At 38.8% G+C, this 25,394-nt stretch carries 28 protein-coding genes and 2 pseudogenes; 18 read left to right on the top strand and 12 right to left on the bottom strand.

Annotated elements, in window-relative coordinates; translation table 11 throughout:
* The first annotated feature begins 16 nt into the window (after positions 1-16).
* Both NST70_RS15745 and NST70_RS15740 read left to right on the top strand, forming a co-directional pair.
* On the top strand, positions 17-1,702 hold the full coding sequence (locus NST70_RS15745; protein ID WP_260832243.1) for an IS1634 family transposase: 1,686 nt from the start codon (positions 17-19) through the stop codon (positions 1,700-1,702).
* Between the two features lie 450 nt (positions 1,703-2,152).
* A complete protein-coding gene (locus NST70_RS15740) occupies positions 2,153-2,344 on the top strand; it encodes a YbxH family protein (protein WP_017551807.1) in 192 nt (63 codons plus the stop codon).
* Positions 2,345-2,425: 81 nt separating this feature from the next.
* Here the strand turns inward: NST70_RS15740 and NST70_RS15735 are convergent, their stop codons facing one another.
* Positions 2,426-2,641: a DNA-binding protein gene (locus NST70_RS15735; protein WP_017551808.1), complete on the bottom strand. Its 216-nt coding sequence runs from the start codon at positions 2,639-2,641 to the stop codon at positions 2,426-2,428.
* A 229-nt stretch (positions 2,642-2,870) separates the two neighbouring features.
* On the opposite strand from NST70_RS15735, the gene NST70_RS15730 reads away from it, so the two are divergent.
* Entirely contained in the window at positions 2,871-3,770 is a 900-nt protein-coding gene (locus tag NST70_RS15730) for an SDR family oxidoreductase (RefSeq protein ID WP_061577785.1), read from the top strand.
* A gap of 105 nt (positions 3,771-3,875) precedes the next feature.
* Here the strand turns inward: NST70_RS15730 and NST70_RS15725 are convergent, their stop codons facing one another.
* Positions 3,876-5,078, bottom strand: a complete 1,203-nt coding sequence (locus NST70_RS15725; RefSeq protein ID WP_014096849.1) for an AGE family epimerase/isomerase — start codon at positions 5,076-5,078, stop codon at positions 3,876-3,878.
* A 276-nt stretch (positions 5,079-5,354) separates the two neighbouring features.
* Between NST70_RS15725 and NST70_RS15720 the strand changes: the two genes are divergently transcribed.
* The 5 genes from NST70_RS15720 to NST70_RS15700 all read left to right on the top strand — a co-directional run bounded on the left by NST70_RS15720 (position 5,355) and on the right by NST70_RS15700 (position 8,445).
* Positions 5,355-6,416: a YeeE/YedE family protein gene (locus NST70_RS15720; RefSeq protein ID WP_046721781.1), complete on the top strand. Its 1,062-nt coding sequence runs from the start codon at positions 5,355-5,357 to the stop codon at positions 6,414-6,416.
* Positions 6,417-6,429: 13 nt separating this feature from the next.
* Positions 6,430-6,654 (top strand): sulfurtransferase TusA family protein, encoded by a 225-nt coding sequence (locus NST70_RS15715; protein ID WP_014096852.1) that lies wholly within the window; start codon positions 6,430-6,432, stop codon positions 6,652-6,654.
* Between the two features lie 372 nt (positions 6,655-7,026).
* Positions 7,027-7,971: an Rpn family recombination-promoting nuclease/putative transposase gene (locus NST70_RS15710; RefSeq protein ID WP_328229339.1), complete on the top strand. Its 945-nt coding sequence runs from the start codon at positions 7,027-7,029 to the stop codon at positions 7,969-7,971.
* A gap of 33 nt (positions 7,972-8,004) precedes the next feature.
* Positions 8,005-8,220 carry a hypothetical protein gene (locus tag NST70_RS15705; protein WP_237682111.1) on the top strand — a complete coding sequence of 72 codons (216 nt, stop codon included), beginning with the start codon at positions 8,005-8,007 and terminating at the stop codon, positions 8,218-8,220.
* A gap of 33 nt (positions 8,221-8,253) precedes the next feature.
* A complete protein-coding gene (locus NST70_RS15700) occupies positions 8,254-8,445 on the top strand; it encodes a hypothetical protein (protein WP_234969536.1) in 192 nt (63 codons plus the stop codon).
* A gap of 724 nt (positions 8,446-9,169) precedes the next feature.
* Here the strand turns inward: NST70_RS15700 and NST70_RS15695 are convergent.
* A complete protein-coding gene (locus tag NST70_RS15695; RefSeq protein WP_026684643.1) occupies positions 9,170-9,793 on the bottom strand; it encodes a LysE/ArgO family amino acid transporter in 624 nt (207 codons plus the stop codon).
* Positions 9,794-9,958: 165 nt separating this feature from the next.
* Between NST70_RS15695 and NST70_RS15690 the strand changes: the two genes are divergently transcribed.
* The 4 genes and pseudogenes from NST70_RS15690 to NST70_RS15675 all read left to right on the top strand — a co-directional run bounded on the left by NST70_RS15690 (position 9,959) and on the right by NST70_RS15675 (position 13,228).
* Positions 9,959-11,422: a PLP-dependent aminotransferase family protein gene (locus NST70_RS15690; protein ID WP_029142985.1), complete on the top strand. Its 1,464-nt coding sequence runs from the start codon at positions 9,959-9,961 to the stop codon at positions 11,420-11,422.
* Between the two features lie 51 nt (positions 11,423-11,473).
* Positions 11,474-11,825, top strand: a pseudogene (locus NST70_RS15685) (YeeE/YedE thiosulfate transporter family protein); the annotation flags it as partial.
* A gap of 18 nt (positions 11,826-11,843) precedes the next feature.
* Positions 11,844-11,996, top strand: a pseudogene (locus NST70_RS15680) (sulfurtransferase TusA family protein); the annotation flags it as partial.
* A gap of 533 nt (positions 11,997-12,529) precedes the next feature.
* Positions 12,530-13,228 (top strand): Crp/Fnr family transcriptional regulator, encoded by a 699-nt coding sequence (locus NST70_RS15675; protein ID WP_029142983.1) that lies wholly within the window; start codon positions 12,530-12,532, stop codon positions 13,226-13,228.
* Positions 13,229-13,847: 619 nt separating this feature from the next.
* Here NST70_RS15675 and NST70_RS15670 read toward each other — a convergent pair.
* From NST70_RS15670 to NST70_RS15635, 8 genes are all read right to left on the bottom strand, one after another.
* The gene (locus tag NST70_RS15670; RefSeq protein ID WP_029142982.1) at positions 13,848-14,063 is read right to left on the bottom strand and encodes a transposase; all 216 of its coding nucleotides are present in this window, start codon (positions 14,061-14,063) and stop codon (positions 13,848-13,850) included.
* Positions 14,064-14,978: 915 nt separating this feature from the next.
* The gene (locus NST70_RS15665) at positions 14,979-15,173 is read right to left on the bottom strand and encodes a hypothetical protein (protein WP_029142980.1); all 195 of its coding nucleotides are present in this window, start codon (positions 15,171-15,173) and stop codon (positions 14,979-14,981) included.
* A gap of 165 nt (positions 15,174-15,338) precedes the next feature.
* Entirely contained in the window at positions 15,339-16,061 is a 723-nt protein-coding gene (locus NST70_RS15660) for a peptide ABC transporter permease (protein WP_029142979.1), read from the bottom strand.
* A gap of 21 nt (positions 16,062-16,082) precedes the next feature.
* The gene (locus tag NST70_RS15655; protein ID WP_029142978.1) at positions 16,083-16,712 is read right to left on the bottom strand and encodes an ATP-binding cassette domain-containing protein; all 630 of its coding nucleotides are present in this window, start codon (positions 16,710-16,712) and stop codon (positions 16,083-16,085) included.
* 118 nt (positions 16,713-16,830) lie between these two features.
* Positions 16,831-17,589, bottom strand: coding sequence for a hypothetical protein (locus NST70_RS15650; RefSeq protein WP_035181029.1), 759 nt, complete (start codon positions 17,587-17,589; stop codon positions 16,831-16,833).
* The gene (locus tag NST70_RS15645) at positions 17,570-18,553 is read right to left on the bottom strand and encodes a YydG family radical SAM peptide epimerase (RefSeq protein ID WP_029142966.1); all 984 of its coding nucleotides are present in this window, start codon (positions 18,551-18,553) and stop codon (positions 17,570-17,572) included. The genes NST70_RS15650 and NST70_RS15645 overlap by 20 nt, the downstream gene beginning before the upstream one ends.
* A gap of 925 nt (positions 18,554-19,478) precedes the next feature.
* On the bottom strand, positions 19,479-19,628 hold the full coding sequence (locus NST70_RS15640; RefSeq protein WP_029142965.1) for an epipeptide YydF family RiPP: 150 nt from the start codon (positions 19,626-19,628) through the stop codon (positions 19,479-19,481).
* Positions 19,629-19,797: 169 nt separating this feature from the next.
* Entirely contained in the window at positions 19,798-20,235 is a 438-nt protein-coding gene (locus tag NST70_RS15635) for an Rrf2 family transcriptional regulator (protein WP_029142964.1), read from the bottom strand.
* A 147-nt stretch (positions 20,236-20,382) separates the two neighbouring features.
* On the opposite strand from NST70_RS15635, the gene NST70_RS15630 reads away from it, so the two are divergent.
* Positions 20,383-21,024 carry an NAD(P)-dependent oxidoreductase gene (locus NST70_RS15630; protein ID WP_029142963.1) on the top strand — a complete coding sequence of 214 codons (642 nt, stop codon included), beginning with the start codon at positions 20,383-20,385 and terminating at the stop codon, positions 21,022-21,024.
* 171 nt (positions 21,025-21,195) lie between these two features.
* Here the strand turns inward: NST70_RS15630 and NST70_RS15625 are convergent, their stop codons facing one another.
* The gene (locus NST70_RS15625) at positions 21,196-21,699 is read right to left on the bottom strand and encodes a phenolic acid decarboxylase (RefSeq protein ID WP_017550974.1); all 504 of its coding nucleotides are present in this window, start codon (positions 21,697-21,699) and stop codon (positions 21,196-21,198) included.
* Positions 21,700-21,812: 113 nt separating this feature from the next.
* Between NST70_RS15625 and NST70_RS15620 the strand changes: the two genes are divergently transcribed.
* The 5 genes from NST70_RS15620 (at position 21,813) to NST70_RS15600 (ending at position 25,374) form a co-directional block, all read left to right on the top strand.
* On the top strand, positions 21,813-22,373 hold the full coding sequence (locus NST70_RS15620) for a PadR family transcriptional regulator (RefSeq protein ID WP_014096860.1): 561 nt from the start codon (positions 21,813-21,815) through the stop codon (positions 22,371-22,373).
* Positions 22,374-22,609: 236 nt separating this feature from the next.
* A complete protein-coding gene (locus NST70_RS15615; protein ID WP_029142962.1) occupies positions 22,610-22,975 on the top strand; it encodes a GntR family transcriptional regulator in 366 nt (121 codons plus the stop codon).
* 1 nt (position 22,976) lies between these two features.
* Positions 22,977-23,675, top strand: coding sequence for an ABC transporter ATP-binding protein (locus NST70_RS15610; RefSeq protein ID WP_026684635.1), 699 nt, complete (start codon positions 22,977-22,979; stop codon positions 23,673-23,675).
* 12 nt (positions 23,676-23,687) lie between these two features.
* Positions 23,688-24,518 (top strand): hypothetical protein, encoded by an 831-nt coding sequence (locus NST70_RS15605; protein ID WP_260832136.1) that lies wholly within the window; start codon positions 23,688-23,690, stop codon positions 24,516-24,518.
* A gap of 214 nt (positions 24,519-24,732) precedes the next feature.
* The gene (locus tag NST70_RS15600; protein WP_046721966.1) at positions 24,733-25,374 is read left to right on the top strand and encodes a hypothetical protein; all 642 of its coding nucleotides are present in this window, start codon (positions 24,733-24,735) and stop codon (positions 25,372-25,374) included.
* Positions 25,375-25,394 lie beyond the last annotated feature (20 nt).

Below are 25,394 nucleotides of genomic sequence, written 5' to 3'. Positions count from 1 at the left end.
AGATGAGGAAATTTTTATGTCAGATCAAATTTTAACCTTACATGTGGGGCCGTCTCAACTTTTATCTAAACTGTGTGATGAAATAGAACTCGAAAAGACCATTAATGATTTAGTCAAATGGGATTCTGTCCGTTGTCATGTCTCACCCGGAACAAGGATTAAAGCCCTTGTCTTAAACATTTTATGCAGTGGCAAGCCCCTTTATAAGGTTCATGAATTCTATCAAAACCTAGATTCTGAGATGCTTTTCGATACATCGGTTTCACCCGATCAATTAAATGATGATGCATTAGGAAGAGCATTAGATTACTTGTATGAAGCCGAAGCATGGAAAGTCTATTCCACCATTGCATTAAAAGCACTAAAAAAATTGAATCTTCCTATTGGTGTACTGCATAACGATACAACCTCAATTTCTGTTTACGGAGAATATAAGCAACCGAAGGAAGATGGACTGCAAATTACGTACGGGTATAGTAAGGCCCATAGGCCTGACTTAAAACAAATCGTTCTGGGGATGGGGGTCACACCTGAACGAATTCCTATCCTTGCAAAAGTAGAAAATGGGAATACTTCGGATAAATCTTGGAATGTGGAATTCATTCAAAAGATGAGAAAAATCCTTTCCCATGAAGATTGGAAAAATCTCATTTATCAAGCCGATTCTGCATTAATCACAACGGAAAATCTAGCGGAAATTCAACAACAAAATTTATCGTTTATTTCCCGTTTACCTGATACATTCGGTTTAAGCACAGAACTAAAGAAAGAGGCATGGTTGCTCAATAACTGGGAAAGGGTAGGCTCACTTAGCAATAAAAAAGACGCAGCTATTTACCAAATTCAAGCTTTTGAAAGACAAATTCAAAACCTTCCTTACCGGTTTCTTGTTGTCCACTCAAACAATTTAGATCAACGAAAAGAGAAAACCCTAAATCGGGCGATCGAAAAGGAAGAAATACAATTAAAAAAAGAGATAGAAAAACTGAGTAAAGTTATCTTTCATTGTAAAGAGGACGCACTAGAAGCAATTCAATCTTTTAAGAAAAAACAAAAGGCTTCATATTTCTGTTATAAACTAAACGTCCAGATGAGTGATCAACCTATCAAACGAAAAAAGAGAGGAAGACCTAAAAAGGACGAACAGACAAAACAAGAACAAATCTATCAAATACAACTGGAATCGTTTGAAAAAGATCATGATTTTATCGAAAATAAGAAAAAAATGCTCAGCACTTTTGTTTTAATCACAAATAAATTAGATGAGGAGACACTATCCAATCAAGAAGTTTTGAGGGTTTATAAAGGACAGTCGGCCGCTGAGACCCGTTTCCGATTAATCAAAGATTCACAAATGATTGATGCCATTTACTTAAAAACCCCGGAAAGGGTTGAGGCCTTAGGTATTGTGTATGTGATGGCTTTATTAATCTATGGAATTTTAGAATATCGAGTTAGAAAAGAACTGAAAGAAAAGAACCTATCTCTAATCTTGAAAGGAAAAAGGAAACTCTATCAACCCACAGGCCAAGCATTGTTAGAGCAATTAGAAGATATTACCGTGATCCTTATAAATCAAAATCAACAAAAAATAAGGCTCTTACCCGATAATATTGATTCACAAGCCAAAAAAATCATTGAATTATGCGGGTATGATGTATCAATATACGTGTCAAAAAATGTCGAAAACAAAGGAGAATAACACACAATAGGAGGAATTCATGAAAAGAATGTCGAATTGAAAAGAATTTTATCGAAAATTCCTCAAAAATAAGAAGATATCATCCCACCAAGCCATTTAAATATAGTTCATTCAAAAATTAGAATGAACTATATTTAAGACGTGCGAAATGTGGGATCAAAAAATTTACGAGGATAGTAAAATTTAGAAATATTTTCAATAATGAACGTCCTGTTGAAATGTTGTGGAATTCTAAACCTATTCAGCCTTAAATATTTTTGTTGATAAATGATCAGCGATTTACGAGTAACGAATTTTTTTACATATTTTCAAAAGAAAGGATCAGGGACTGAAGAAAAAAGGGAAACAAGGGAAGAACATTAGCCCATATGATTACGATGCATGCATTTTGTAATTTCCAGCATCCTATAGGTAAAACCAAAAATGATGGTGGAAAGGAAACGATACAGGATGGGTGCAATCAAGCATAATGGGTATACCTTTGAACCGGAGTTCAGTGTGGTCAGCCAAACCGGTGCCATTCATGTTTATCATGGAGAAAAATTTATTGAAGAAATCCGATTCGAATTTAATGGTGACTATCCCCAGCATGATTTAATAGAAGAATTGGTAAATCATTATCTGCATGAAAAACATCTCTAGTTCGTCAAAACGAAACCCAATTTACCTGAATCCATACAGGCAAATTGGGTTTTTCCTTACTGCACTCTGCCAGGCATTACCCTATTCTTCCAGGATCAGATGAACGTTCAGTTCCTGCATTTTTGTGATGATTTCTCTTTGCGTCAATTGTCCGGGGTTAAATTCAATTTTGATCTCTCCGTCATTTGTATCAGACAATACGCGCTCAATCCCGTCCATCTTTTTCAATTCATGCTCGATCAACTGAATTTGGGATGGATCGGTTGCATTTTTGGCGTAAACGGTCATATTTTCCATAATATTCCTCCTTCAATAAGGTGCCATTATGATTGATTATACCCTTTAAAAGAATTTTTTAGCTGCCCATTAAGAAATATAACCGTGCTATATCCCCCACACGGCCATGTTTGCCCAGCTCCCGCATACCGGCGGATCGGGGCCATCCATTCTGCCGTTCCGAGCATAGAGCATTAACGTTATTTTTTCGCCTGAATACATTAAGGAAAATGGATAAAGAGGTGTAATCATGGATTCAAAATCTTCTTATTATGGATCAGAAATCAAGTGTGAAGAAGTCTCGAACACATTTCCGCCCCAGCACCAGACGAGGCAGCCGGGATTTGAATATTTGATGATTCCCCGTCCTGTTTATGACAATCCCCATTATATTGGAACAGGAAAACTGAACAACAAGGTTGCGATCATTAGTGGGGGTGACAGCGGAATTGGCAGGGCTGTAGCAGTGGCTTTTGCAAAAGAAGGAGCAGATATTGTCATTGCTTATTTTGATGAACATGAAGACGCCAGAGAAACGAAGCAGGCTATTGAGCATTTGGGGCAGCGTTGCCTTTTGATTCCAGGGGATTTGCGCAACAAAAACCACTGTCAGTATGTCATTGCCTGCACCCTTGAAACATTCGGAAAAATAGATGTTCTTGTCAATAATTTAGCGGTTCAATTTGTTCAAAACCGGTTTTTGGATATTAGCGACGAACAGTGGCATACGACGTTTGATACAAATTTGCATCCGTTTTTTTACATGACAAAGGCCGCACTTCCTTATATGACTGAAGGAAGCAGCATTATTAATACTGCGTCGATTAATGTCTATACCGGCCGGAAAGATTTGATTGATTATACAGCTACGAAGGGGGCAATCGTCAGCTTTACGCGCGCGCTTGCCAATAACATCGTTGACCAGGGGATCAGGGTGAATGCTGTTGCCCCAGGCCCAATCTGGACACCGCTTATTCCTGCATCCTTTTCACCAGATATGGTAAAAACGTTTGGAAATAACGTACCAATGAAACGCGCAGGCCAGCCTTATGAACTGGCTCCTGTCTATGTGTTGCTTGCTTCAAGCGACGGCTCTTATATCACAGGCCAGACCATTCATGTGAACGGCGGAGGTTTTGTCGCTTCATAACCGGGGTTTGTTTTTGTCCGTATCCTAAAAAACCTGCTGCCAAATGGGTTAACCTCCGTTTTGCTACGCTGTAGCTTTTTTACATGCAGAACCAGTGCCCAAACCCTATTCGGTAAGTCCGGATGGGGAAAAAGACGTAAGCGCGATGAGGCAATTCGTTACAGGATGGTAATCTGTTTTGGGCGGCGGGCTTTTTATATTGCTGTAACGGCGGTTGCACGGATTAAGCAGTTGATACCAGCCGCCTCTTTGTTGATCAACAAAATAGGTCCAGCAATAGGTAAACAGATCACGATACAGTTGCAAGGCATTGCGGTCAGATGCGGCCAGCAGGGATGATGCACCGATCGCTTCAGCCATGACCCAGTAATATTTATCACAATCGATCATACGCCCGCCTGGAGCCATGCTGAAAAAAATGCCTCCATTTTTCCGGTCCAAGCCTAAGTGAATAGCGGATTGGAATAAAGATTGTGCCAACGGTTTCCGCCAATTGCCGGGAGCAAGCCGATCTAATAACAGCAACAGCTTGCTCCATTCAATCGAATGGCCGAAAATAAAGCCATAAGGCCGAAGCTCACTTTTCGTAATGCCGTAATTGTACGTCCAATCGATTGTCCAATCTTCATGATAGTGCTCCCAAATCAGTCCTCCTGATTGGGGAAGTAGACGAAACATGACCGACTCGGCAATGCGTTCTGCTCTTTCAAGATATCGCTTGTTGCCGGTTGCTTCATATGCTGTCATCATCGCTTCGCACAGATGCATATTGGCATTCTGTCCGCGGTAAGGGGATACTTCTGACCAGTCGGCTGAGATTTCATCAACATACAGCCCCTCATTTTCCCTCCAAAAATGGCGTTCCAATACTTCAAATGTCTCCGCAATCATCGGAAAAGCAGATGATATGCCTGCTTTCGCTGCCATCGCTGCGGCTAACAAAACAAAGGCATGACCATATGCTCTTTTCACTGAATGGGATACAGACTGGCCCTTTAATTCCCAATAATACCCGCCGTGTTTGTGGTCGCGCTGGTGACGTTGCAAGAACGAAATGCCGTGTTCCGCCAGTTCCCGGTACGCTTGGCCGGGCTCCAGCAACGCCGCCACACTGAAAATAAACACAAACCTTGCCTGGCCTACAAGTTGTCTCGTTTCATAATCGCATACTGTGCCGTCATCAAGAAAGCAGTTGATATATCCGCCGGACACTTTGTCTATACAGCGCGGTGCATAAAAGTTTATCGTATCCAGAATATGCTGTTTCAGAAAACGGGTGGATGTAAAATCCGGCAATTTTTGCTCCATCTTCGCATCACTCCTTATAAAAAGTACTTTATGATCCGCTTCCGGCAAATATGAGAGCAGCAAACGGCAATAAGCAGGGGCTTTGCTGCTGGTCCAATACCGGAACCCGCAAAATATGGAGGCGTACTTTGAGGGGGCTTTTTGTAAACGCCGTAAAAGCAAACCTGGGCTGGGAAAATTTGTGCTGCCCTTTTTTGATGTATAACACTTGAAAATGGGGCGGAATATTACTATAATTAATCCCATAAATTTAGTGAGGATTAAAGGGGGAGTTTTATGCTTTTAACAGGGTTAATTTGCGGGGCATTGCTCGGCTTTGTGATGCAAAGGGGCAGGTTTTGCCTGACGGGCGGCTTCCGTGATATGTATATTGCAAAAGACAATCGCATGTTTTACGCGCTGTTAATTGCGATCGCCGTTCAAAGCATCGGAGTTTACGCACTTATTCAGCTTGGCATGATCAAATATGCTGCAGGCACATTCCCGTGGGTTGCTGCTATCATTGGTTCATATATTTTCGGGATAGGGATTGTCATGGCCGGCGGCTGCGCAACCGGGACATGGTACCGTGCCGGCGAAGGGCTTTTGGGCAGCTGGATCGCGCTCTTTGGCTACATGGTCATGAGTGCCGTGATGAAATCCGGCGTGCTTTTACCGGTAACCACTTCCCTTCAGTCCGTACAGCTTCCGAAAAACGCGATTGCAGATACACTGGGGATTAACATTTGGATCATTATCGCAGTCTTTTCCCTGATTGTACTGACCATTTTAATCAGGGAAATGCGGAAGCCGAAAGTGGCGGTTCCGGCGATGAAGGCAAAACGCAAAGGGCTTGCGCATCTTTTGTTTGAAAAACGCTGGCACCCGTTTTTTACAGCAGTACTTATCGGACTTATTGCGATTTTAGCGTGGCCTTTAAGCGAAGCAACCGGAAGAATGGATGGCCTCGGGATTACAACGCCGACTGCCAATCTTCTGCAGTTCCTTGTAACGGGTGACCAAACATTTGTAAACTGGGGCGTTTTTCTCGTGCTCGGCATTTTTCTCGGTTCTTTTATCGCCGCAAAAGCGAGCCGCGAATTTCGTTTTAGAATGCCGGATGCAAAAACGGGTATCCGCAGTTTCTTTGGCGGTATTTTGATGGGATTCGGCGCCAGTGTCGCAGGCGGCTGTTCGATCGGCAACGGCCTCGTCAAAACGGCAATGATGACATGGCAGGGCTGGTTTGCACTGCTGTTTATGATATTTGGCGCATGGACGGCTTCCTATTTCATGTTTGTCCGCCCGCAAACAAAGCGCCAAAAAACCGCGGCGAAAACGGCTGTCACCACTGCATAAGGAGGAATGGAAGATGGAAAAAGTATTGGAAGTCATGGGCCAGGTTTGCCCATTCCCGTTAATCGAAGCAAAAAAAGCCATTGAAGAAATTCAGCCGGGAGATGACCTTGTCATCCATTTTGACTGCACGCAAGCAACGGAAAGTATCCCGCGCTGGGCAGCTGAAGCAGGCCACACTGTCACAAACTTTGAACAACTTGATGAAGCAGCATGGACGATCACAGTCCGGAAAAAATAAATCTTGATTTCTAACGCAGGCTGTCTCACAAGGGGCAGCCTGTTTTTCGGTGCGCCGTGCATGGCTGCTTGGCGCTCGCCGATGAAATTTGAGCAAGGAGAAAGCTTGGCTACCGATGCTCGACAGGCTTGTAGTGGGTCTCAAGAAGGCTGGTTTATAAAATCTGCGGCGTTTTCCATGGGTAACGTCTATTTTCACGGAAATCAGCGGAGACATCTGAAATATAGTCGCGTTTTCACACCCATCTACGTTTTGGATCAAAAGACGAAAAATTTTGAAATCATCATTTTTGTCGAATTGGTGTTCCCTTCATTTCAAAAATGTTGTATAATAAAAACGGAATAGTTTTAATACTTGAAAAGGGGGAATGGGATGGATAAGCGGACTGGGCGCAATGAATATGACCGTCATTGGAAGCGGGTCATTCATTCGCTGTTTGAAGATTTTGTTGCGTTTTTTTCACCAGGCTTGTATGAGATGATTGATTGGGACAAGCCACCTGACGACCTGGATAAGGAGTTCCAAAAGCTGAATCCGGACGGCAAAAGCCGTGACCGGGAAGCAGACGGGCTTTTTAAAGTGTATTTGAAAAATGGTAGCGAACAGTGGATACTTGTCCATATCGAAGTGCAGGGGTGGAAAGATACTGGTTTTGCAGAAAGAATGTTTCAATACTTCTACCGGATTTTTGATGCGTATGATAAAAAGATATTTGCGCTTGTGATTTACACCGAAGATTACTCCGAAACGTATACCCCACCCCGTTATGAATACAACTTTTTCGGGACAAAATTGAATTATGAATACAATGTGTATAAAATAGCGGAACAAGATGAAAATGAATTGTTGCAATCGACTAATCCATTTGCTTTTGTAATCCTTGCGACAAAAAAAGCCCTGTATGGAAAAACAGCTGCACAGCCAACCAAATTAGAATTGAAAAAGCAGCTGCTCCGGGTTTTAGCTGTTATGAAAGATCGCTTGCAGCTCGATAAAAAGGATTTACTGACACTTTTCATTTTCATGGACCACATGATAAAACTCGAAAGTCAATACCAACAGGAGTTTAACCAGGAAATCAAAAATTGGGAGGGCGGCACGATGATAACGTATGAAGATGAACTAAAACAAGAAGCAAGAAAAGAAGGAAGAGAAGAAGGAAGAGAAGAAGGTAAACGAGAAGGAAGACAAGAAGAAAAAATTGAAATTACCCGAAACCTTATTAAACTTGGGATACCACTCGATTTTATCAAAAAAGCAACAGGCCTTTCCGAAAAAAAGGTCCTTGAAATAAAGGAGAAGCTGGAAAAGGAATAAGGGCTGATGGCTTTGAAATGGGAGGGCGGCACGATGATAACGTATGAAGATGAACTAAAACAAGAAGCAAGAAAAGAAGGAAGAGAAGAAGGAAGAGAAGAAGGTAAACGAGAAGGAAGACAAGAAGAAAAAATTGAAATTACCCGAAACCTCATTAAACTAGGGTCATCCCTCGATTTTATCAAAAAAGCAACAGGCCTTTCCGAAAAAAAGGTCCTTGAAATAAAGGAGAAGTTGGAAAAGGAATAAGGGCTGATGGCTTTGAAATGGGAGGGTGGCACGATGATAACGTATGAGGATGAACTAAAGCAAGAAGCAAGAAAAGAAGGAAGAGAAGAAGGGAGACAAGAAGAAAAAATTGAAATTACCCGAAACCTTATTAAACTTGGGATACCCCTCGATTTTATCAAAAAAGCAACTGGCTTTTCTGAAAAAAAGATCCTTGAAATAAAGGAGGAGCTGGAAAAAGAATAAGGCGAATGGTATTGAAACGGGAGGGCGGCACGATGAAACGTATGCGGATGAACTAAGATAAGAAGGGAGAAAAGAAGAATTGCAAAAGCTAGCGGAATTGGAAATACCGATACTGATCCAACAACTAAAGATCAAACGTTCTTCAACTGATCAAGCTTTAACAGATGACACCTTTACATTAGGATGACACGACTTCAGACCAAACAGTTACTAACGAAACCAACACTGACAATGTTCGTTCAGAAGTTGCTCCAACTGCTGTTAGCGTAGTCCAACATGATTCATATGGAAATCCTATTTCGCCAACGTCAACATTAGCAACAACAATTAATTTTCTTAATAAAGGTTACACAACAAATGTACGTATTGCAACGGGAGCGACTTTGGAAGTGGAGCAAAGAATCCATTGTTAACAACGTCTTTTACTCCACCGTTATAATCAGAGGCCGTCTTTTTGCCAATGTTGATCACGAGACGGCCTCTGACTTTTCAAGTTCTGGTTGGTCATAAAACCAATATGCGGATACTGCTGCCTTCCTCCGCAAAATAATATTTGTTCAAAAGCCGTATGCTTAATAGGACACATAAGGTTTGAGGGTAACCTCCATTTTAATGCTCCTTTGTAAAATGAACTAAACATTGCTACTTTGTTGCCGGCTGCAAAAAATCATCATGCAAATGGATGAACTTGTCAATGTAAAAACTTCAGTTCATTTTATATTCTTTATTTAAATAGCGAGATGATTAGCTCTTTCCCAATGAAGATAGCAACTAGCCAAATTATAAGTGCAGACAATTTGTTCAACCGAATCATCCATTTACCGGTTGTGTCTACCCTACCTAACACGCTACCTGCTACAGCTAAACTAAAAAACCATATCCAGGACACACCTATACAGGCTATTGTAAAAACAAGTTTATCTAAACCAGTATAGCTTATTGAATTAGAACCGATCACCCCAATTGTGTCCAATATGGCATGAGGATTTAATAAGGAAACAGAAATTGCAAAAGTCATTTGTTTTTTTGCTGACATCTTACTTTCTACTTGTTCGTCCTTTGAAGGAGCAGATTTCCAAATCGACCATCCCATGTAAATTAAAAATAAAAACCCAATCCCATAAACAATGGTTTGAAGCCATGAAAATGATAAAACAATAACTGAAACACCTAGAATGGCCAAAGTAATTAAGATTGTGTCACAAACTGCTGCTGTGATTACTACTGGTAGAGCTTTTATAAGATTTGATTGCAAAGCACCTTGGTTAAAGACAAAAACATTTTGTGGACCTAAAGGTAAAATGAGACCAAAGGCTAAAACAAATCCATGTAAAAATGCTTCTAACATCTTCTCCCTCCTTTCAAAAAGAAAATTCAAAGGGTAACTCCTTATGATTGATTAACCTATGACTATTTTAGAGGAGAATCCCCCATATGTATCCATCCAAATTTGATGGATATTAAACCAACCAAATTTTATAATGAAAATATAAAATGGATGGGAGAAAAAGACATGCAACATTTAGAGTGGAAACCGAATAGGTCGTCTTCAGTCGCTTTATATAAGCAGATTGAAAAGTACATAAAAGATAAGATTATAAACGGAGAATGGACTGTCGGTACAAAAATACCTTCACAGAGGGTACTAGCCGAGACATTTGGGGTGAATCGTAGTACCGTCGTAACAGCATTGGATGAATTAACTGCCCTTGGTTTAATCGAAGGAAAAACCGGGGGTGGGACAAAAGTGATAAATAATACATGGAATCTGTTAGTATCCAACCATCCTCCCGACTGGAACTCGTATGTGAAGGCAGGGAGTTATCAACCCAATTTACCTGCAATTCAAGATATTAATGAAGCAGAATTCAGGCCAAATATCATTCGTTTAGGAACCGGAGAACTTTCACCGGAACTATTACCGTATAAAAAAATGCAAGATGTATTCCAGAGACTTCCTAATAGAATGGCCTCATTAGGATACGAAGAGCCAAAAGGCGACTTGTTTTTAAGACAGCAACTAACGGAACACTTAAAAAAGATAGGGATTAATGCCTCTCCCGCATCGATATTAATTGTCTCAGGAGCGCTTCAAGCATTACAACTGATTTCCATTGGTCTATTAAATAGGGGGTCAAATATTTTACTTGAAAAACCCTCTTACCTGTATTCTGTTCAAGTATTTCAATCTGCTGGTATGAGATTATATGGAGTGCCAATGGATGAGACTGGTCTTCAAACGTCATTAATCAAAAAGTATAAAAAACAATATAATGCTTCCTTGTTATACACGATCCCCTCCTTCCATAATCCAGCAGGGGTACTGTTGACGGAAGAAAAACGAAAGCAACTGATGGCGATATGTGAACAGGAGAGTCTTCCTATTATCGAGGATGATGTTTATCGTGATTTATGGATCGATTCTCCACCCCCAAATCCTTTAAAGAAAGAGGATAAGAATGGAATGGTTTTGTACCTAGGAAGTATGTCAAAAACAATAAGTCCAGGGTTAAGAATTGGGTGGATTGTGGGGCCGGAAGCTGTAATCGAACGACTTGCAGATATAAAAATGCAAACAGATTATGGTTCAAGTTCATTATCTCAATGGGCAGCTGCCGAATGGTTTTCTAGTGGCTTATATGATGAACATATGTGTTATATTAGGGAACAGTTAAAAATTCGTCGTAACGCAACGGTTCGGTCACTCGAGAAACACTTTACCGATATCGCTACGTGGAATTTTCCAAAGGGGGGATTCTATGTCTGGGTCCATCTCACTCCATCTTTATCGATTCGCGAACTTTTTGAAAAAGCATTAAAAGAAGGGATATTACTTAATCCGGGAAATCTGTATGATCGCGATGCAATACAGTACTTGCGAATTTCCTATGCTTATGCACCTTTATCCGACATTGAAGACGCCATTGCCCGACTAGCCATTATAGTCAAACAAATAGCAAAAGAAACAAAACAATAGTAAGAAAGACGGAAAGTTCTCGCTTTCACGAGCTGCCGATAGTGGTAACCGTTCCTTGTAACGGGCGACCAAACGTTTGAAGAACTGGGGCGTTTTCTCGTGCTTGGCATTTTTCTCGATTCTTTTATCGCCGCAAAAGCAAGCCGCGAATTTCGTTTTAGAATGCCGGACGCAAAGACAGGTATCCGCAGTTTCCTTGGCGGGATCTTTGATGGAATTCGGCGCCAGTGTCGCAGGTGGCTGTTCGATCGGCAACGGCCTCGTCAAAACGGAAATGATGACATGGCAGGGCTGGTTGGCACTGCTGTTTATGATATTTGGCGCATGGACGGCTTCCTATTTCATGTTTATCCGTCCGCAAATAAAGCGCCAAAAAACCGCGGTGAAAAGGCCGTCCCCATAGCGTAGGGAGGAATGCAAGATGGAAAAAGTATTGGGAGTCATGGGCCAACTTTGCCCGTTCCCGTTAATTGAAGCAAAGAAAGCCATTGAAGAAATGCAGTCGGGGGATGACCTTGTCAGCCACTTTGACTGCACGCAAGCAACGGTAAGCATCCCGCGAGCTGAAGCAGGCTAAACTGTCACAAACTTTGAACAACTTGATGAAGCAGCATAGCGATTACAGTCCGGAAAAATAAAATTTTTAAACAATTTATTGTAATTGCTTTCATCTCCATTCTTTATCTTTTATAATCATTAGTAGAGGAATTTTTGGGCTGCTCGGGAATATTGCTGTTTGAGCCTCTCAGGTTTATGGTTGGCTGATGACCATTGTAAAAACCACCAGACAAGGACTTTTAGAGCCAATATAAATAGAGGTTGATGAATAAGCGAGATTCTCAGAATTGGCAAGGATTCTTAAGATTTTGCAGAACTTTAACGCAAGAGTTTTAAAGAAAATACAGAAAAAAATGCGATTGAAAGCTATTTCGATGGTTAGAAGAGGACAGAATCCCCCCTTTTGCAAATATCTCTTCTATTGGTGGTAAACATTAAAACCGGCTTGCTGGGAGGATCGGATAAATTGCCAAAATCCGATTCGTTCAGGTTGCCCTAAATAGGGAATAAATAAAAAGTATAATAAACGATGAAACGGAGGTCTGTATTATGTATACAAACAAAATTATAAACGAAGAAATATTCAATTTTATTTCAAAAAAAGGGCGTTCCTGTTTCTATGAAAAAGGACAGATCATCAATATGGATACGGAAAAGCAATCTTTTATATATGCTCTGATAGATGGCTATATGTTTGTTAAACAGTTATCATGTCAGGGGAAGGAACTAATCATAAAAATCATGAACCCTGGCCATTTCTTTTTGCTAGATATATCCGACTATGAAAGTATCAATTACCAATACTTTGCATTAGCAAAAACAGATTGCCGTTTGGTAAAACTAGTTAAAGAAACTTTCAGTAAGGCGATAGGCGATAACAAGATGTTAAAAGAAAAATGGGAGGAATACATTTACAATCAGGTAAACAAAAAGAATCTTATAATAAGAGACTTTACTTTATTTGGGAAAAAGGGAACACTGTATTCAACATTAATTCGTTTAGTAAATACATGTAGTGTTCCAAAAGAACATGGATATAAAATTTTATTAAAACTTTCTCATGAAGAACTAAGCCAGATTTGTGGAACAACACGTGAATTTATTTCAAGAAATATGAACCAGTTAAAAAAAGACGGAATTATTTCATATGATAGTGTGGATCATTGTATTATCGTCAAAAATATAACCTTTTTAAGGAATTACATACACTGCGAATCTTGTCCTTTACATTATTGTGAACTTTCATAGAGAATGGTAAAATATTCACTTTTTCACTATTTAAATTGAGCAAACGGCATAGTATTGAATCCTTAACTCAAGCTATTTGCAATTACTTTTTTGACTTTTCGAGACACTAACTGTGATTGTTTTGCGAAAGTAGGATATTGCTTACGGACTCAATTTTTGAAGGTGCGTGGCTTCCGCTGCTTGCCTTCAAATGGCGTTGCTCCACAGCTCATGGATATATCCACGGTTTTCATTTCAACAAGTCAAGAACAGTAGGATAATGATTCTGACAGAGCTTTAACGAAATTTTAAAAGCAATGGTTTAAAACTCTGGACTCGGAAGCCATTTTAATGGAGGAAGAAGAGAAAATTAGCCTGTCCTTGCAAATATCTCTCCGATTGACAAATATTGAAGTAGAGCTTTCTGATTAAATTTTTATAAATGATTCTTTCAGGAAGCCCTACTTATATAAAAATAAGCGGACCTTTTCGGTACGCATCACAAATAGCCGCTTATCATGGATTTTTTTGCAAATCAACGGATATTTTCCACTGCCTGGATCGTTTTGACCAAGACAATATTGGTTTAAAATTTCCGGATTTCTATGAATTTCTAAATTCGGTAGTTCCGTTAGTAGTTTCACAAGGTACCAATAGAAACTATCCCATTTGTTTTCGCCGTTTCTGCGATACTTAAACAGATGACGTTTACTTTTGCACCGGCCTCGCATACGGATAACAGCCAATTTTTTCGGCCAATGACATTCGGACGGATGGCGTTTTCAGCTAGATTATTATCTATTTCAATTCGTCCATCATTCAAAAACGCTTTTAGTCCATTCACTCTATTGAGCATGTATTCTGCTGCCTTTGTAAGTGCGCTCTTTCGTTAAAATGACGATTTTTCCACCCGTCCAGAAACTTTTCGACAATTGGCCTCGAGTGGCGATTTTTTCTTCGTTTACTCGGAGGCAAATGCTTGAATTGCCTTTCGAGTTAGAATAAGTCATCCCAGTATTGAACTCTACCTCTTCACGTACGAGAGTGCTGCCGATTTCGAACATTTTTTCTGACAACGGTTACGAATCCTACTTTCCGGGTGAGAATGAATGACCTCTACTTCTATGTCATCACACAAGGATTCGTTTCTTTTTTTATTTTTTGCTTTCCGTACAACAGTTTAAAAAATCGTCTGTTGGCTTTGTCCTTCTGTATGCTCAGGATCATTAAAAGAAGGGCCATCCTCAAATAAGGAAGCTTGCCCATCGGGCACATTGTATTTTTATTTCTCTGTTTTAGATCCATATAAAAGTTTTGTTAATTGGCGAATTTGTTCGGTTAACGCTCCAATCTGTTTATTCGACTGATCAAGCTTTTTTGATAAATCTTTGTTTTGTTGATTTAAATAAGTCAGTTGTTCCTCGAGAAGTCAAATTATTTTCTCGTTATTGGGAGAGGCATTAACCATAAAAGTCACCAATTTTCGCATATAAGTTAACGTTAGTATACCATAGCGAATGACAAAGCGGGATAAAAATATGCAAATTTAGAATACACCTTTTGGTGTTGGTTAATTGAATCAGCGTTGCTATATAAAATGAATAAAATATCACGGCTCTGTTGCTTGCTGTACAAAGTAACCCTTATGCAAATGGCGCCCGGGCTTGATGTAAAAAACTTAAGTTCATTTTATATAGTCCATCAATACCTTTCCGCATATCTGTTTTCCAGAAGTTTATATGAATGTTTTTCATGCTTGTGTTGTCCTATCTCATAGATTTTTCAAATCCTTCATGACCGTTTGAATGGTGTGCTTATCTACGTCGTTGAAGATGGAAATCTCTGCGATTGCCGTTTTGATCGTGCAAGCAGGCTTCGAGGACAGCACGGGCGGGGTTATTCCAGGAGTATTTTCATTTTCAGTTTGTAATGTTACGGGGACAATGGTTAGTTTTTGTTTTGGCAAAGAAAAGCACCTCCTTTAATTGATACGTTCATAGTACCAGGAGGTGCAGCCTCAAATTAATTTAGACAATATCCCAATTTATTGTGGCTAATCTCCATCCTATTAGTTAAAAAGTAATTTTGCGTTGATGGTTGAACAATATATTAGCCGAGTTCCTATAGGTTATTAGATTCCTAATTTAATCCATCTTTTTTTAGAAAGACTTAGGATAATAATATTTATAATAACAATAGAGGCTAAATATATCACAATAGACCAGATATCCTTGGTATCAAGTGTCATACTATCCCTTTGAAGCACCTTATCTATTCGTGCGTACATCGTGTTACCTGCTTCAAAGGGAGCGATAAATCCAAAAATTTTCGTACTTATGGCTACTAAAATAACGGACGTTATCCAATAAACAATACTTATGCCAATACTAATCAATATATTTGGGCTTAATATACTAAACGTTCCAATAATGACGATATATTGAAAAACAACAGCTGAAAATAAAAATAGCAACAAAGTAAAATGTGAAAAGTTGTGATATATTATTGATATCAAAAATAAGCCGAGCAATATAAACACAAAACATTCTATGAACAAAACCGCCACTTTTTTATAAAAGAAGGTAAAAATATTTTCCCCTATTAACTTATAAAATAAAATATTTTTATTAGTATACTCCCTGTTGATAAAGAAAGCTATAACGAATGAAAACAACATAAAACCAAACTCTGTAGCAACTGTATAGGAGCTAAAGAAGAATATATGATATGTAACTTTGCTAACCCTGTCTATTCCAATCGGTAGAAAATACCCGAGTAAAAAAACAAACAGAAACATAGATCCCAGTATAATTAAAACCTTGTTATTAATACTTTTTTTAAACTCCAGTTTCATCGTTGCCCTCCCACAATATACTTACTCATTTATATATACTTCGATCAACTTATCTATAGAATCATATTTTTGAATTGATTGATTATTGAATAAGTAATAATCTCCTGTAATGGCTTTCAAATCTGATAAGTTATGTGTAATATTTATAATAATTTTTTCCGGATTTTCGTGAATGTATTCATTCAGAAAACGATGTATTTCCATTACTGTTTTTTTGTCTAAGGCATTTGTTATTTCATCTAAAACGATAATTTTTTTATCTTCTAACAAAAAGCTAAGTAATTTTAGTTTTTGCTTTTGACCATCGCTAAGATTTTTAATTAGAACTTTTCCGTCAATATTTTCAAGGTTCAGTAAGACAGCAATTTTACTTATCAGTTTGGAATCAAATTTATTATTTAAAAAGTTTATTAAAAAGTCCTTGGAAACATCATTAGGTATATTAGATGAACTGGATATTAGAGAAATGTTCTGACTAATATCTTTTCCAATCCGTCCACTATTGTTTAATAGAAAGTCCTTGGCAAGTTGAGATTTTCCAACTCCGTTTTTTCCTAAGATGTGACTGATTCTTCCATTTGAGAAATGTAGGTTCGTGTTCTTAAGTAACGTCTTACCTTTTACTCTTAAAGTGTAGTTTGAAATGTTCATACACGAGCTCCTTTTAAACAAATAACTTTTTAAACAAAATGGGATGATTATTTCTTCTTTTCATTATTAATGATTGCTTTTATAAACACAATAAATTTTTTTGTTTATCTCTTTATCACTAGTTTGCAAAATACAATATCCAATGTACAATGGTGTTTGCTGCAATGCATACCCCAATAATTTGAATAGTAAGTACAAGCCAATGGTTTTTTTTAATACTATTATATTCGTCTAAATCAAGAAAGGCTAGAACAATTTTGTAACCATCAGAATTCAATACGGGGACTAAATTCCACAATAAAGTGCTTGAGAAAAACATATATGCTTTTGTTAAAGGTTCAAAAGAAAAAGTAAGTTGATTCACGGTCTCAACAATATTAACAAAAAGATAATTGATAAACAAACCGCTTGCATGAACAATAATCTTTTCATTCCTAGAAAGCATGTAAGTCTCATTCATTTGAACATAAAATGCAGGGAAAACGTAAAAATTCAGTTTAAATCCAAATTTATCAAACTTTTTCCCAAAGAATTTCAAAGACAAGATATGTCCCAGTTCATGAAAAAATATATTTACTATGAAATAACCGCCTATAACTATCCACATTTTCCAACCATAAATTAGAGGGGATAATTCATGTTGCAATTTCATTAAATGAGTATAATTAAATACAAATAATATAGCTATAACGCATAAAAAGGCGTAAAATAATTTTGTTGGTACTTTTTCTTTATAAGTCTTCAAGCGTGTTAATTGCTTCTCAGTAAGAGAGTCTAGCCTGTTTTTATAATATTCCCCACTTTTTTTGTCTTTTATAAAAACATGTTTTTGCACGAAAATTTCATAGTCTTCATCTTCAAATTTTAGCGGTTTCATGATCTTTATTTCCATAGTTTGCGTAGTAGTAATCTTCCATAAAATTATGAAAATAATTTATTTTGTCTTCGGAATTAAATAATGAAACACACAAACTGCAAATAGAAGAAAACTCATAGGGAATACCAAATTCCTCTATTTTTTTATTCTCTTTTAAAATATTTAAAAACCATTTAAATCCTTCTTTTCTTATAATAAACAGGAGTAGGTTAGACTGCAATTTTTCTACAGTTCTTTCATAAGTTTGACTATATTCCTCTCTTAAAGTTATTTTTGTTTCGAAAATAGCAGGGGAACAGCATGGATATATCTCTCCATCATGGTGATAAACAATTTCGTAGCCAGGGCATTGCAGAGAATCTTCATCATCAAGATTATAAAATTTATGTATATTTTCCTGGCTAATTCTATTTTTAGCAGCACCAACCGGGATCAATGGAAATTTTGTAATCTTAATTCCTAAGATTGAGTCACCCAATTCCTCCAAAATACGATTTGACATCTTATCTTTGGTGACTGCCATATTTAGAGAAACGTCAATATCTGGATATTTCCTACTGTGTTCAAATATTCTCTTGACACTGGATAATTTTACAAAAGGAGCATGGTACTCATCATAACTTATAGTTAATGCTACCACATTTAAAGAGTTCATGTCTTTAAAATATTCCTCAACTTTATTTTGGCTACCTCCCCAAAACCCGTTAGAAATCAATGTTATTTGTTTTTTGTAAGGCTTTATTATTTCCATTAATTCTTTTAAAAATTTATAATCTAAAAAGATTTCCCCGCCTGTGAATGAAATTACCTCTATTGTTTTGCTTCTTGCAAATTCATTTACTAAATTCCTTATATAGTCTTTTTCCATTTTTACTTCAGAAGTTGGTGAGCTAGAAAAGCAGCAATGATCACAAGATGCATTACATTTTGAATCTAAATTAATTGCTACTGTCTTATTATACATTAAATATTCATCCCCTTTAATAGTCAAAAATTACTGACCATGTTAAGCTTAGAAAAACTAATCATTGTTTTCCTAAATTAGTCTTTGCACGAACAAAAAACAGCCGTTGTAAAAATATCAAATTTGTTGATAAGCCCCCGTGCCATAGACTCCAAATATCGTAAAAAAGCCTCATTCCTATTTAGAAGGAAACAGCTGCATAAAAATATGATTATACAGAATTGTTTTTTAGCTTTATGACGAATCCCATCAATTGAGTTTAATCGTTCTTCAATATGGATTGTTACAAGTGTGTATACTTTTAGTATCGAAAATATAAATAACTGTCTTTGCTTTAACAAAACAAAGATAGTCGGTATATAAAATTCCCGCTATATAATTTGAACTAAACATTACTACTCATGATGTGTAGCCAGAAGCAATGTCATCTGTCCTGACTATAACTGATTTTGACGCGAATAACTTAAGTTCGCTTTATATAGCAGAGTAAAGCTTCAAAATAAGATACTATTCGTCTTACTATGTTACTAGTGCTTTCATGTTTTGAGAATGACTTTTTTGTTATATAATTTGAACTAAATTTTGCCATTGCCTATGTATTGCCAGAAGTCAATATCTATCCGGGTCATGATTAATTTTGGCGCGAAAAACTTATCTAAATTTTATATTGTCATCTCTTCTTTTTGTGACAAAGATTCATAAGATACACTGGAGAATTTAGCTTAAAGCGATCTCGGATCCAATCGGACGATTTCCTCCTTATTCTTTGATTTAGACAGTGAAGTGTAGGAATCAAAATTAAAAACAAGTATGGCTCAGGGCTTTGATTTCTGCAAAGCCCTGGCCCTTTCTAAACTCATGATTTAAGAAAGAAATTTTTTGCTAGTTAAGTATAAGAGACAAAGTCTACTATATGTGACTTTTATCAATGTCCACTTCCAACTATCCAACGGTTCCCCTTTGATTTCACAAAGTACCAAAGATCGTTAACTTTGGCCAACTTTTGAGATTCTTCTACCAAGCTCTTAAATTCCAAATTTTTCACATTACTATTTTGTGTATTTTCCTTACTCATTATCTATCACCTCCTTCTCTTATACTATAAATATTATCTCATTATATTCATTATTTCTGTGACTATAGTCACAGAAATAATATATTTTTCTAAACCTTATACTAAAGCAAAAATTTTCACAGAGAACTTTTTTCTCCAATAGAGAAATAGCTGCTTAATTGTTTGGACTTTAACAGATGGTGTTTTCTTTTTTAGCAATGTCTTTTACCACGTCTTCCAATGTCACTTGCTCCAAAACTTTCTCCATTGCAATCTGGGATGCTTCAAATATCGGTTCAATGGTGTTCTGAATATTTCTTCCCACAGGGCATTTCGGGTTCGAGTTACGGTGAATGCTGAATAACGCTTTATCCTGGACGACATTCACGGCCTTATAAACATCAAGGAGTGTAATATCGGACAGCGCTTTTGCCAGCTTTGCCCCTGCTTTTCCCGGATGGACTTCTATTAAGCCGGATTTTTTCAACATCCCCATGATTTTCCGGATGACAACAGGATTTGTATTCACACTCTCCGCTAAAAACTCGGAAGAACTCACGCCATCTTTATTCATTTCAATCAATGCCAATATATGGATTCCAACAGCAAAACGACTGCTGATCGACATTTCCAGTCACCATCCTCATGTAATTCATATAATTACAAGTATAGTATAACTCCTAAAGGAAATAAATATCATTGACATGCCTGCCATCTTGTAATTATAATAATTACATGTAATAAAGTTGATTACATATCACAGGAGGAATGCCATATGAAAATTGGAATTATTGGCGCTAGCGGGGAAGCCGGCAGCCTTATTCTCAAAGAAGCGGTTGACAGGGGCCACGAAGTGACGGCAATTGTACGGAATGCAGCGAAAATTCAAGACAAACGGGTTGATGTGGTGGAAAAAAATATTTTCGATATCAAATCCGGAGATCTTCAAAAATATGATGTGGTCGTCAATGCATTTGGTGCTGCTCCAGGAAAGGAACACCAGCATGTGGAAGCCGGCCGGGTTTTAATTGAAGCTTTAAAAGGGGCGCCCGGCACACGCCTCGTCGTTGTGGGAGGCGCCGGCAGCCTGTTTGCGGATGAATCAGAAACCGTTCGGGTCATGGACACACCCGATTTTCCCGCTGCATTCCTGCCAACTGCGAAAAGCCAGGCACAAAATTTAGAAGACCTGCAGCATTCCACCGGTATCCAATGGACTTTTGTAAGCCCGGCCGCGTTCTTTGATCCGGCAGGCAAACGAACCGGATCCTACAAAAAAGGCGGGGATGTGCTGACGTTAAACTCAAAAGGGGAAAGCTACATCAGCTATGCAGATTTTGCGGTTGCAATCCTGGATGAAATTGAAAATCCGCACCATAAAAATGAACGATTTTCTGTTGTCGGCGAAGCAGAATAACAACTTGTTGTATAAAGAGGCTATCACATTTGCGTGATTCTGACCTTCTACAGCCAATATGTTAGAAGAAAATCAAGTGAAGGCACTGAAAAAGTGATCGTTTATTTTTATTTGCAAAAAAACGGTGAGACACGATGTCTCGCCGTTTTTTTGTTTTTGTGGGCTTTTCGCTTATGAAAATTTTAGTTTTCCTGAGCGGATGTCATCGGCCATCGTTGCATAAGGCGCTTCTGAAATCACTTTTTCGTTGTTGATGCCTTCATTCTTAATATAGGTGATATCCGCAAATTCCGGAACAACATATTTCGGGTAAGTTTCGTATTTTTCGCGTGATTCTTCCATTAAATCAATATGGTCATTTTGATAGCAGACCGTGATTTCCGGGTGTTCATGTACCCATTTCGGGAAAAAGATCACTCCGTGCATCCGTTTGTCATCCGGCATGAAGTTCAGGGAAACGTCTGTGCCTGTCGGTTCTGTCCAGGAAACTTTAAAAACGCCATCCGTGATCTTCACGATATCTGCTTTTTGGCCGCGGACCCAGCGGCCGCCAACCATTCCGCTGTGGATGCGATAATCAACGGTATTTTGATTTTTTACATAAAATTCATATTCCCAGCCATTTTCATACGTATAGATCATATGGGTGCCTAAAAATTCTTCTAATGTTTTCATTATAAACCTTCTGTATTTAATAAATCATTCAATATTAAACATGTCAATATTTACATGTTTTATTTTATACCTATGCTATAATAATGTCAATAAATCGTGACGGAGGTTAGCCGATGGCAAAAAGAGTCCTTAAACACGCGATTCTGGGATTGTTGAGAAAACAAGATATGAGCGGTTATGATATTACGGCCGAGTTTACAAAGGAAATTTCCCAATTTTGGAGTGCCAAACACAGCCAGATTTATACCGAATTAAAAAAACTGCTGGATGAAAAACTGATCGAACAATATATTGAAATATCGGGCGTCAAACTGGAAAGAAAGATGTACAAGCTGACAGAAGAAGGAAAAAAGGAACTGGCACAGTGGCTGATGCACCCGGAACAAATTCCCGAGACGGAGAAAGATACATTTGCTTTAAAAGTTTATTTTATCCAATACATTCCCGAAGAAAAAATTCTTCCGCTTTTCCAGGACCAATTGGATCAGCGGGAGCAAAAATTATCGGAGCTGAAATCCCGTTACCAGCTTATTTTTGCGCAAAGAGAAGAGAAAATGGGACTTGCAGCAGATGAGTTAGGGCATTATCTTGTCCTGACAAAAGCGATCTCCCGGGAAGAAAGCTATGTAGACTGGCTGAAAAAAAGCATCCGGTTTATCAGGCAAAAAAGGTGAACGTTCCTTAGCCATAAGACAAACCGCAGTGAAGGCGGTATCCAAATTCAGCTGGCTATATTTTCAGGATAGGATCATTGAATCGTTGCCCCGGCTTGCGTAAAAAGGCATTTTGGTTTTCAAATAATGCCCTGATTTCGTGAAAAATCTTTTCCGATTTCAGGGTCTTTTCGTTTGGGCTTGCCGGGTCAGCTCCGGAAAGAGAATATGCCGTTGACAGTACTGGAGGTGAAAAGGTGGAATTTAGCAGTTCTTTGCCCATTTATATACAGATCATGAATTTAATTAAGACAAAGGTGGTTTCCGGTGAAATCGATAGAGGGGAAAAACTGCCATCGGTCAGGGAATTATCAAAGGAATTGAGAGTCAATCCGAATACGATCCAAAGAGTTTATCAGGAACTGGAGCGGGAAGAGCTGGTGAAAACGCAAAGAGGAATGGGAACTTTTGTAACAGAGGACAGCCTTATCATCAGCCAGTTAAAACAAAGCATGGCTGCCGCGGTCATAGATCGTTTTTTCAGAGAAATGGAAAATTTGGGTTTCCAGCCCGATGAAATCAAAAAAATGATATCGGAAAGGTTTATGGAAGGGAATGAATAAAATGAAGAATATTGTAGAAATGAACGGGCTGACAAAGCATTATTTTCGTAAAAAAGCCCTCGATCAGTTGAATTTAACGATAGAGGAAGGAAAAGTCGTTGGAATATTAGGCCCGAATGGGAGCGGAAAAACAACGCTGATTAAAATTTTAACCGGCCTTTTACGGCAAACAGGCGGAGAAGTACGGATTGACGGACACAAAGTGGGCGTGGCAACAAAATCCATTGTTTCTTATTTGCCTGACCGTAATTTTCTGTATAAATGGATGCGGATCAAGGATGCTTTAAAATTATATCAGGATTTTTATGAGGATTTCGATGAAAAGAAGTTCGAAGCATTACTTGATTTTATGAAATTGGAAAAAGACATGAAAATTGATACGTTGTCAAAAGGCATGCATGAAAAACTGAACCTCTCGCTTGTCCTGGCAAGAAATGCAAAATTATATATTCTAGATGAGCCAATCGCCGGCGTCGACCCGGTTGCAAGAGACCAAATATTGGATGCGATTATCGGCAACTTTCGCGAAAACAGTTCGATGATCATTACGACGCATTTAGTCAGGGATATGGAAAGCATGCTGGATGAAGTGGTCTTTTTAAAAAATGGCCGAATTGTTTTGACGGGAAATGCAGAGCAATTACGGGAAGAAAAGGGCAAGCAAATCGACGGAATCTATAAAGAAGTATTCGGGGCATAGGAGGGAAACCGGATGTTGAAATATGTAAAGTATGAAATAAGAGGAACGTACAAGTTTATTTTGGGCATATTGGCTTTGGTGTTCATTCTTTTAACCAGCATGTATGCCTATTCTAATAAGGAAGGCTCGCTGTTTCATTCAGCGCAAATCTTTATGTCAATTGGTGTCATGCTATTATTTGGTGCGGCTCTCATTGCATTCCTCTACATCGTCGGCTCGTTTCGAAAAGAATTGTATGAAGACAGTGGCTACCTTACCTTTACATTGCCGTTGACAGGAAATCAAATTCTTGGATCTAAACTCATCGCTGCTTTGTTTTGGTTTATGGTGTTAGGCATTGGCGTTGTGCTATTCAACTTCTTAATGGTGATGATTTTCAGCCCATTCCATATTGATCACATATCAAAACTTTTCTCTGCGATCTCAAAAGTTCTATCCATAAAAGCGTGCATTTACATGACATTATCTATGGTTTTTAGCGTTGTCAGTGTGTTATTGCTGATCTATTTTTCAATGGCACTCAGCAAAGTAACGTTCCGCCATAAAAAGATTGGCTGTTTGTGGTTCGTCTTGTTTATCATTTTAAGCAGCATATTCGGCTATATTGACACCGAAATCAGCCAGTGGATACCGTATTATTTAGACCTGAGCACTTTCCATGTGGAAACACCCGCTTCCTACCATGATCTGCTTCAGATGCACTACCATAGCGCCGGGCTGCACTTTAATGCAATTGCAGGATCTGCCGCCACAAATATCGCATCTTTTGTTTATCATTTGGCGTTGATGATCGCCTTATTCTTAGGGACAGGGTATCTGATTGAGAAGAAAATAGACTTGTAATCGCGCAGGAAAAGTGATGATAAAGCTGTGTCAGCGGGCGTTTATCAACTTCTGCTGCTAACATGTCAGGAGGGGCGGTGCCGCGAGCAGGCATTGCCCCCCTTTTTTATGGCGATGAAAATTCAACGCCTGTTTTTAACATCCGGGGGTGGGTTTGAAGCGCGGCCGCGGAGGGGAAAATAATGGAAAGAAACCTGGAATGCGGAGGCTTATGATGAATCCATTCAAAAAAGCACGCCCGGAAGGTTGGCTCATTTTGCTTGGCGCGGTTTTGATGCTCGCCGCTACGATTTTGCATCCGCCGCTTGTCGATCCATATGACCTTCAAAAAGCTTATCACGAGTTCAAGCATGCACAGTTTTGGATAGGCGACCATATCCTCATGCTCATTGCGATCAGCTTATGGCTGGCCGGGCTTGCAGCAAGTAAAGCATACATGGCAAGGAACAATAAAACTTCCGATTTTGGCGCAGGGATGATGTTTGTGGCACTGGCAGCCTGGATATTGATCCTTGCCTCAGAATTAACCATTCTCCCGATTCTCGGCAACAAAGGCACAGATGTCAAAGTGTGGGAAGCGGTTTTTTCCTTCGGGCTTTTGTCCGGCTATTTCGGTTTTGCCTGCAGCTGGATCGGCATTTTTTGCTACGGCATGGCGATGAAACAGTCCGGCGGCACTTTTCCGAAATGGTTTTCTGCTTCTGCCCGGTGGTCCGGCCTGCTCGCCTTTTTTGGCATTATCATCACGTGCCTGCATTTTGATTTTGGCTATTTCGTGATTCCGGTTACGGCAGGCCCGGCCTTTTTATGGACGGTTTGGCTGGCCATTTTACTGCTGTCGGGCCGCATGCATTGAGTAACGGGACCCGCATGATG

The sequence above is a fragment of the Weizmannia sp. FSL K6-0777 genome (assembly GCF_038593185.1).
Taxonomy (GTDB): Bacteria; Bacillota; Bacilli; order Bacillales; family Bacillaceae_C; genus Weizmannia; species Weizmannia faecalis.
Note: the sequence above shows the minus strand (reverse complement) of the source record. Positions and strands in the feature narration are given on the sequence as shown.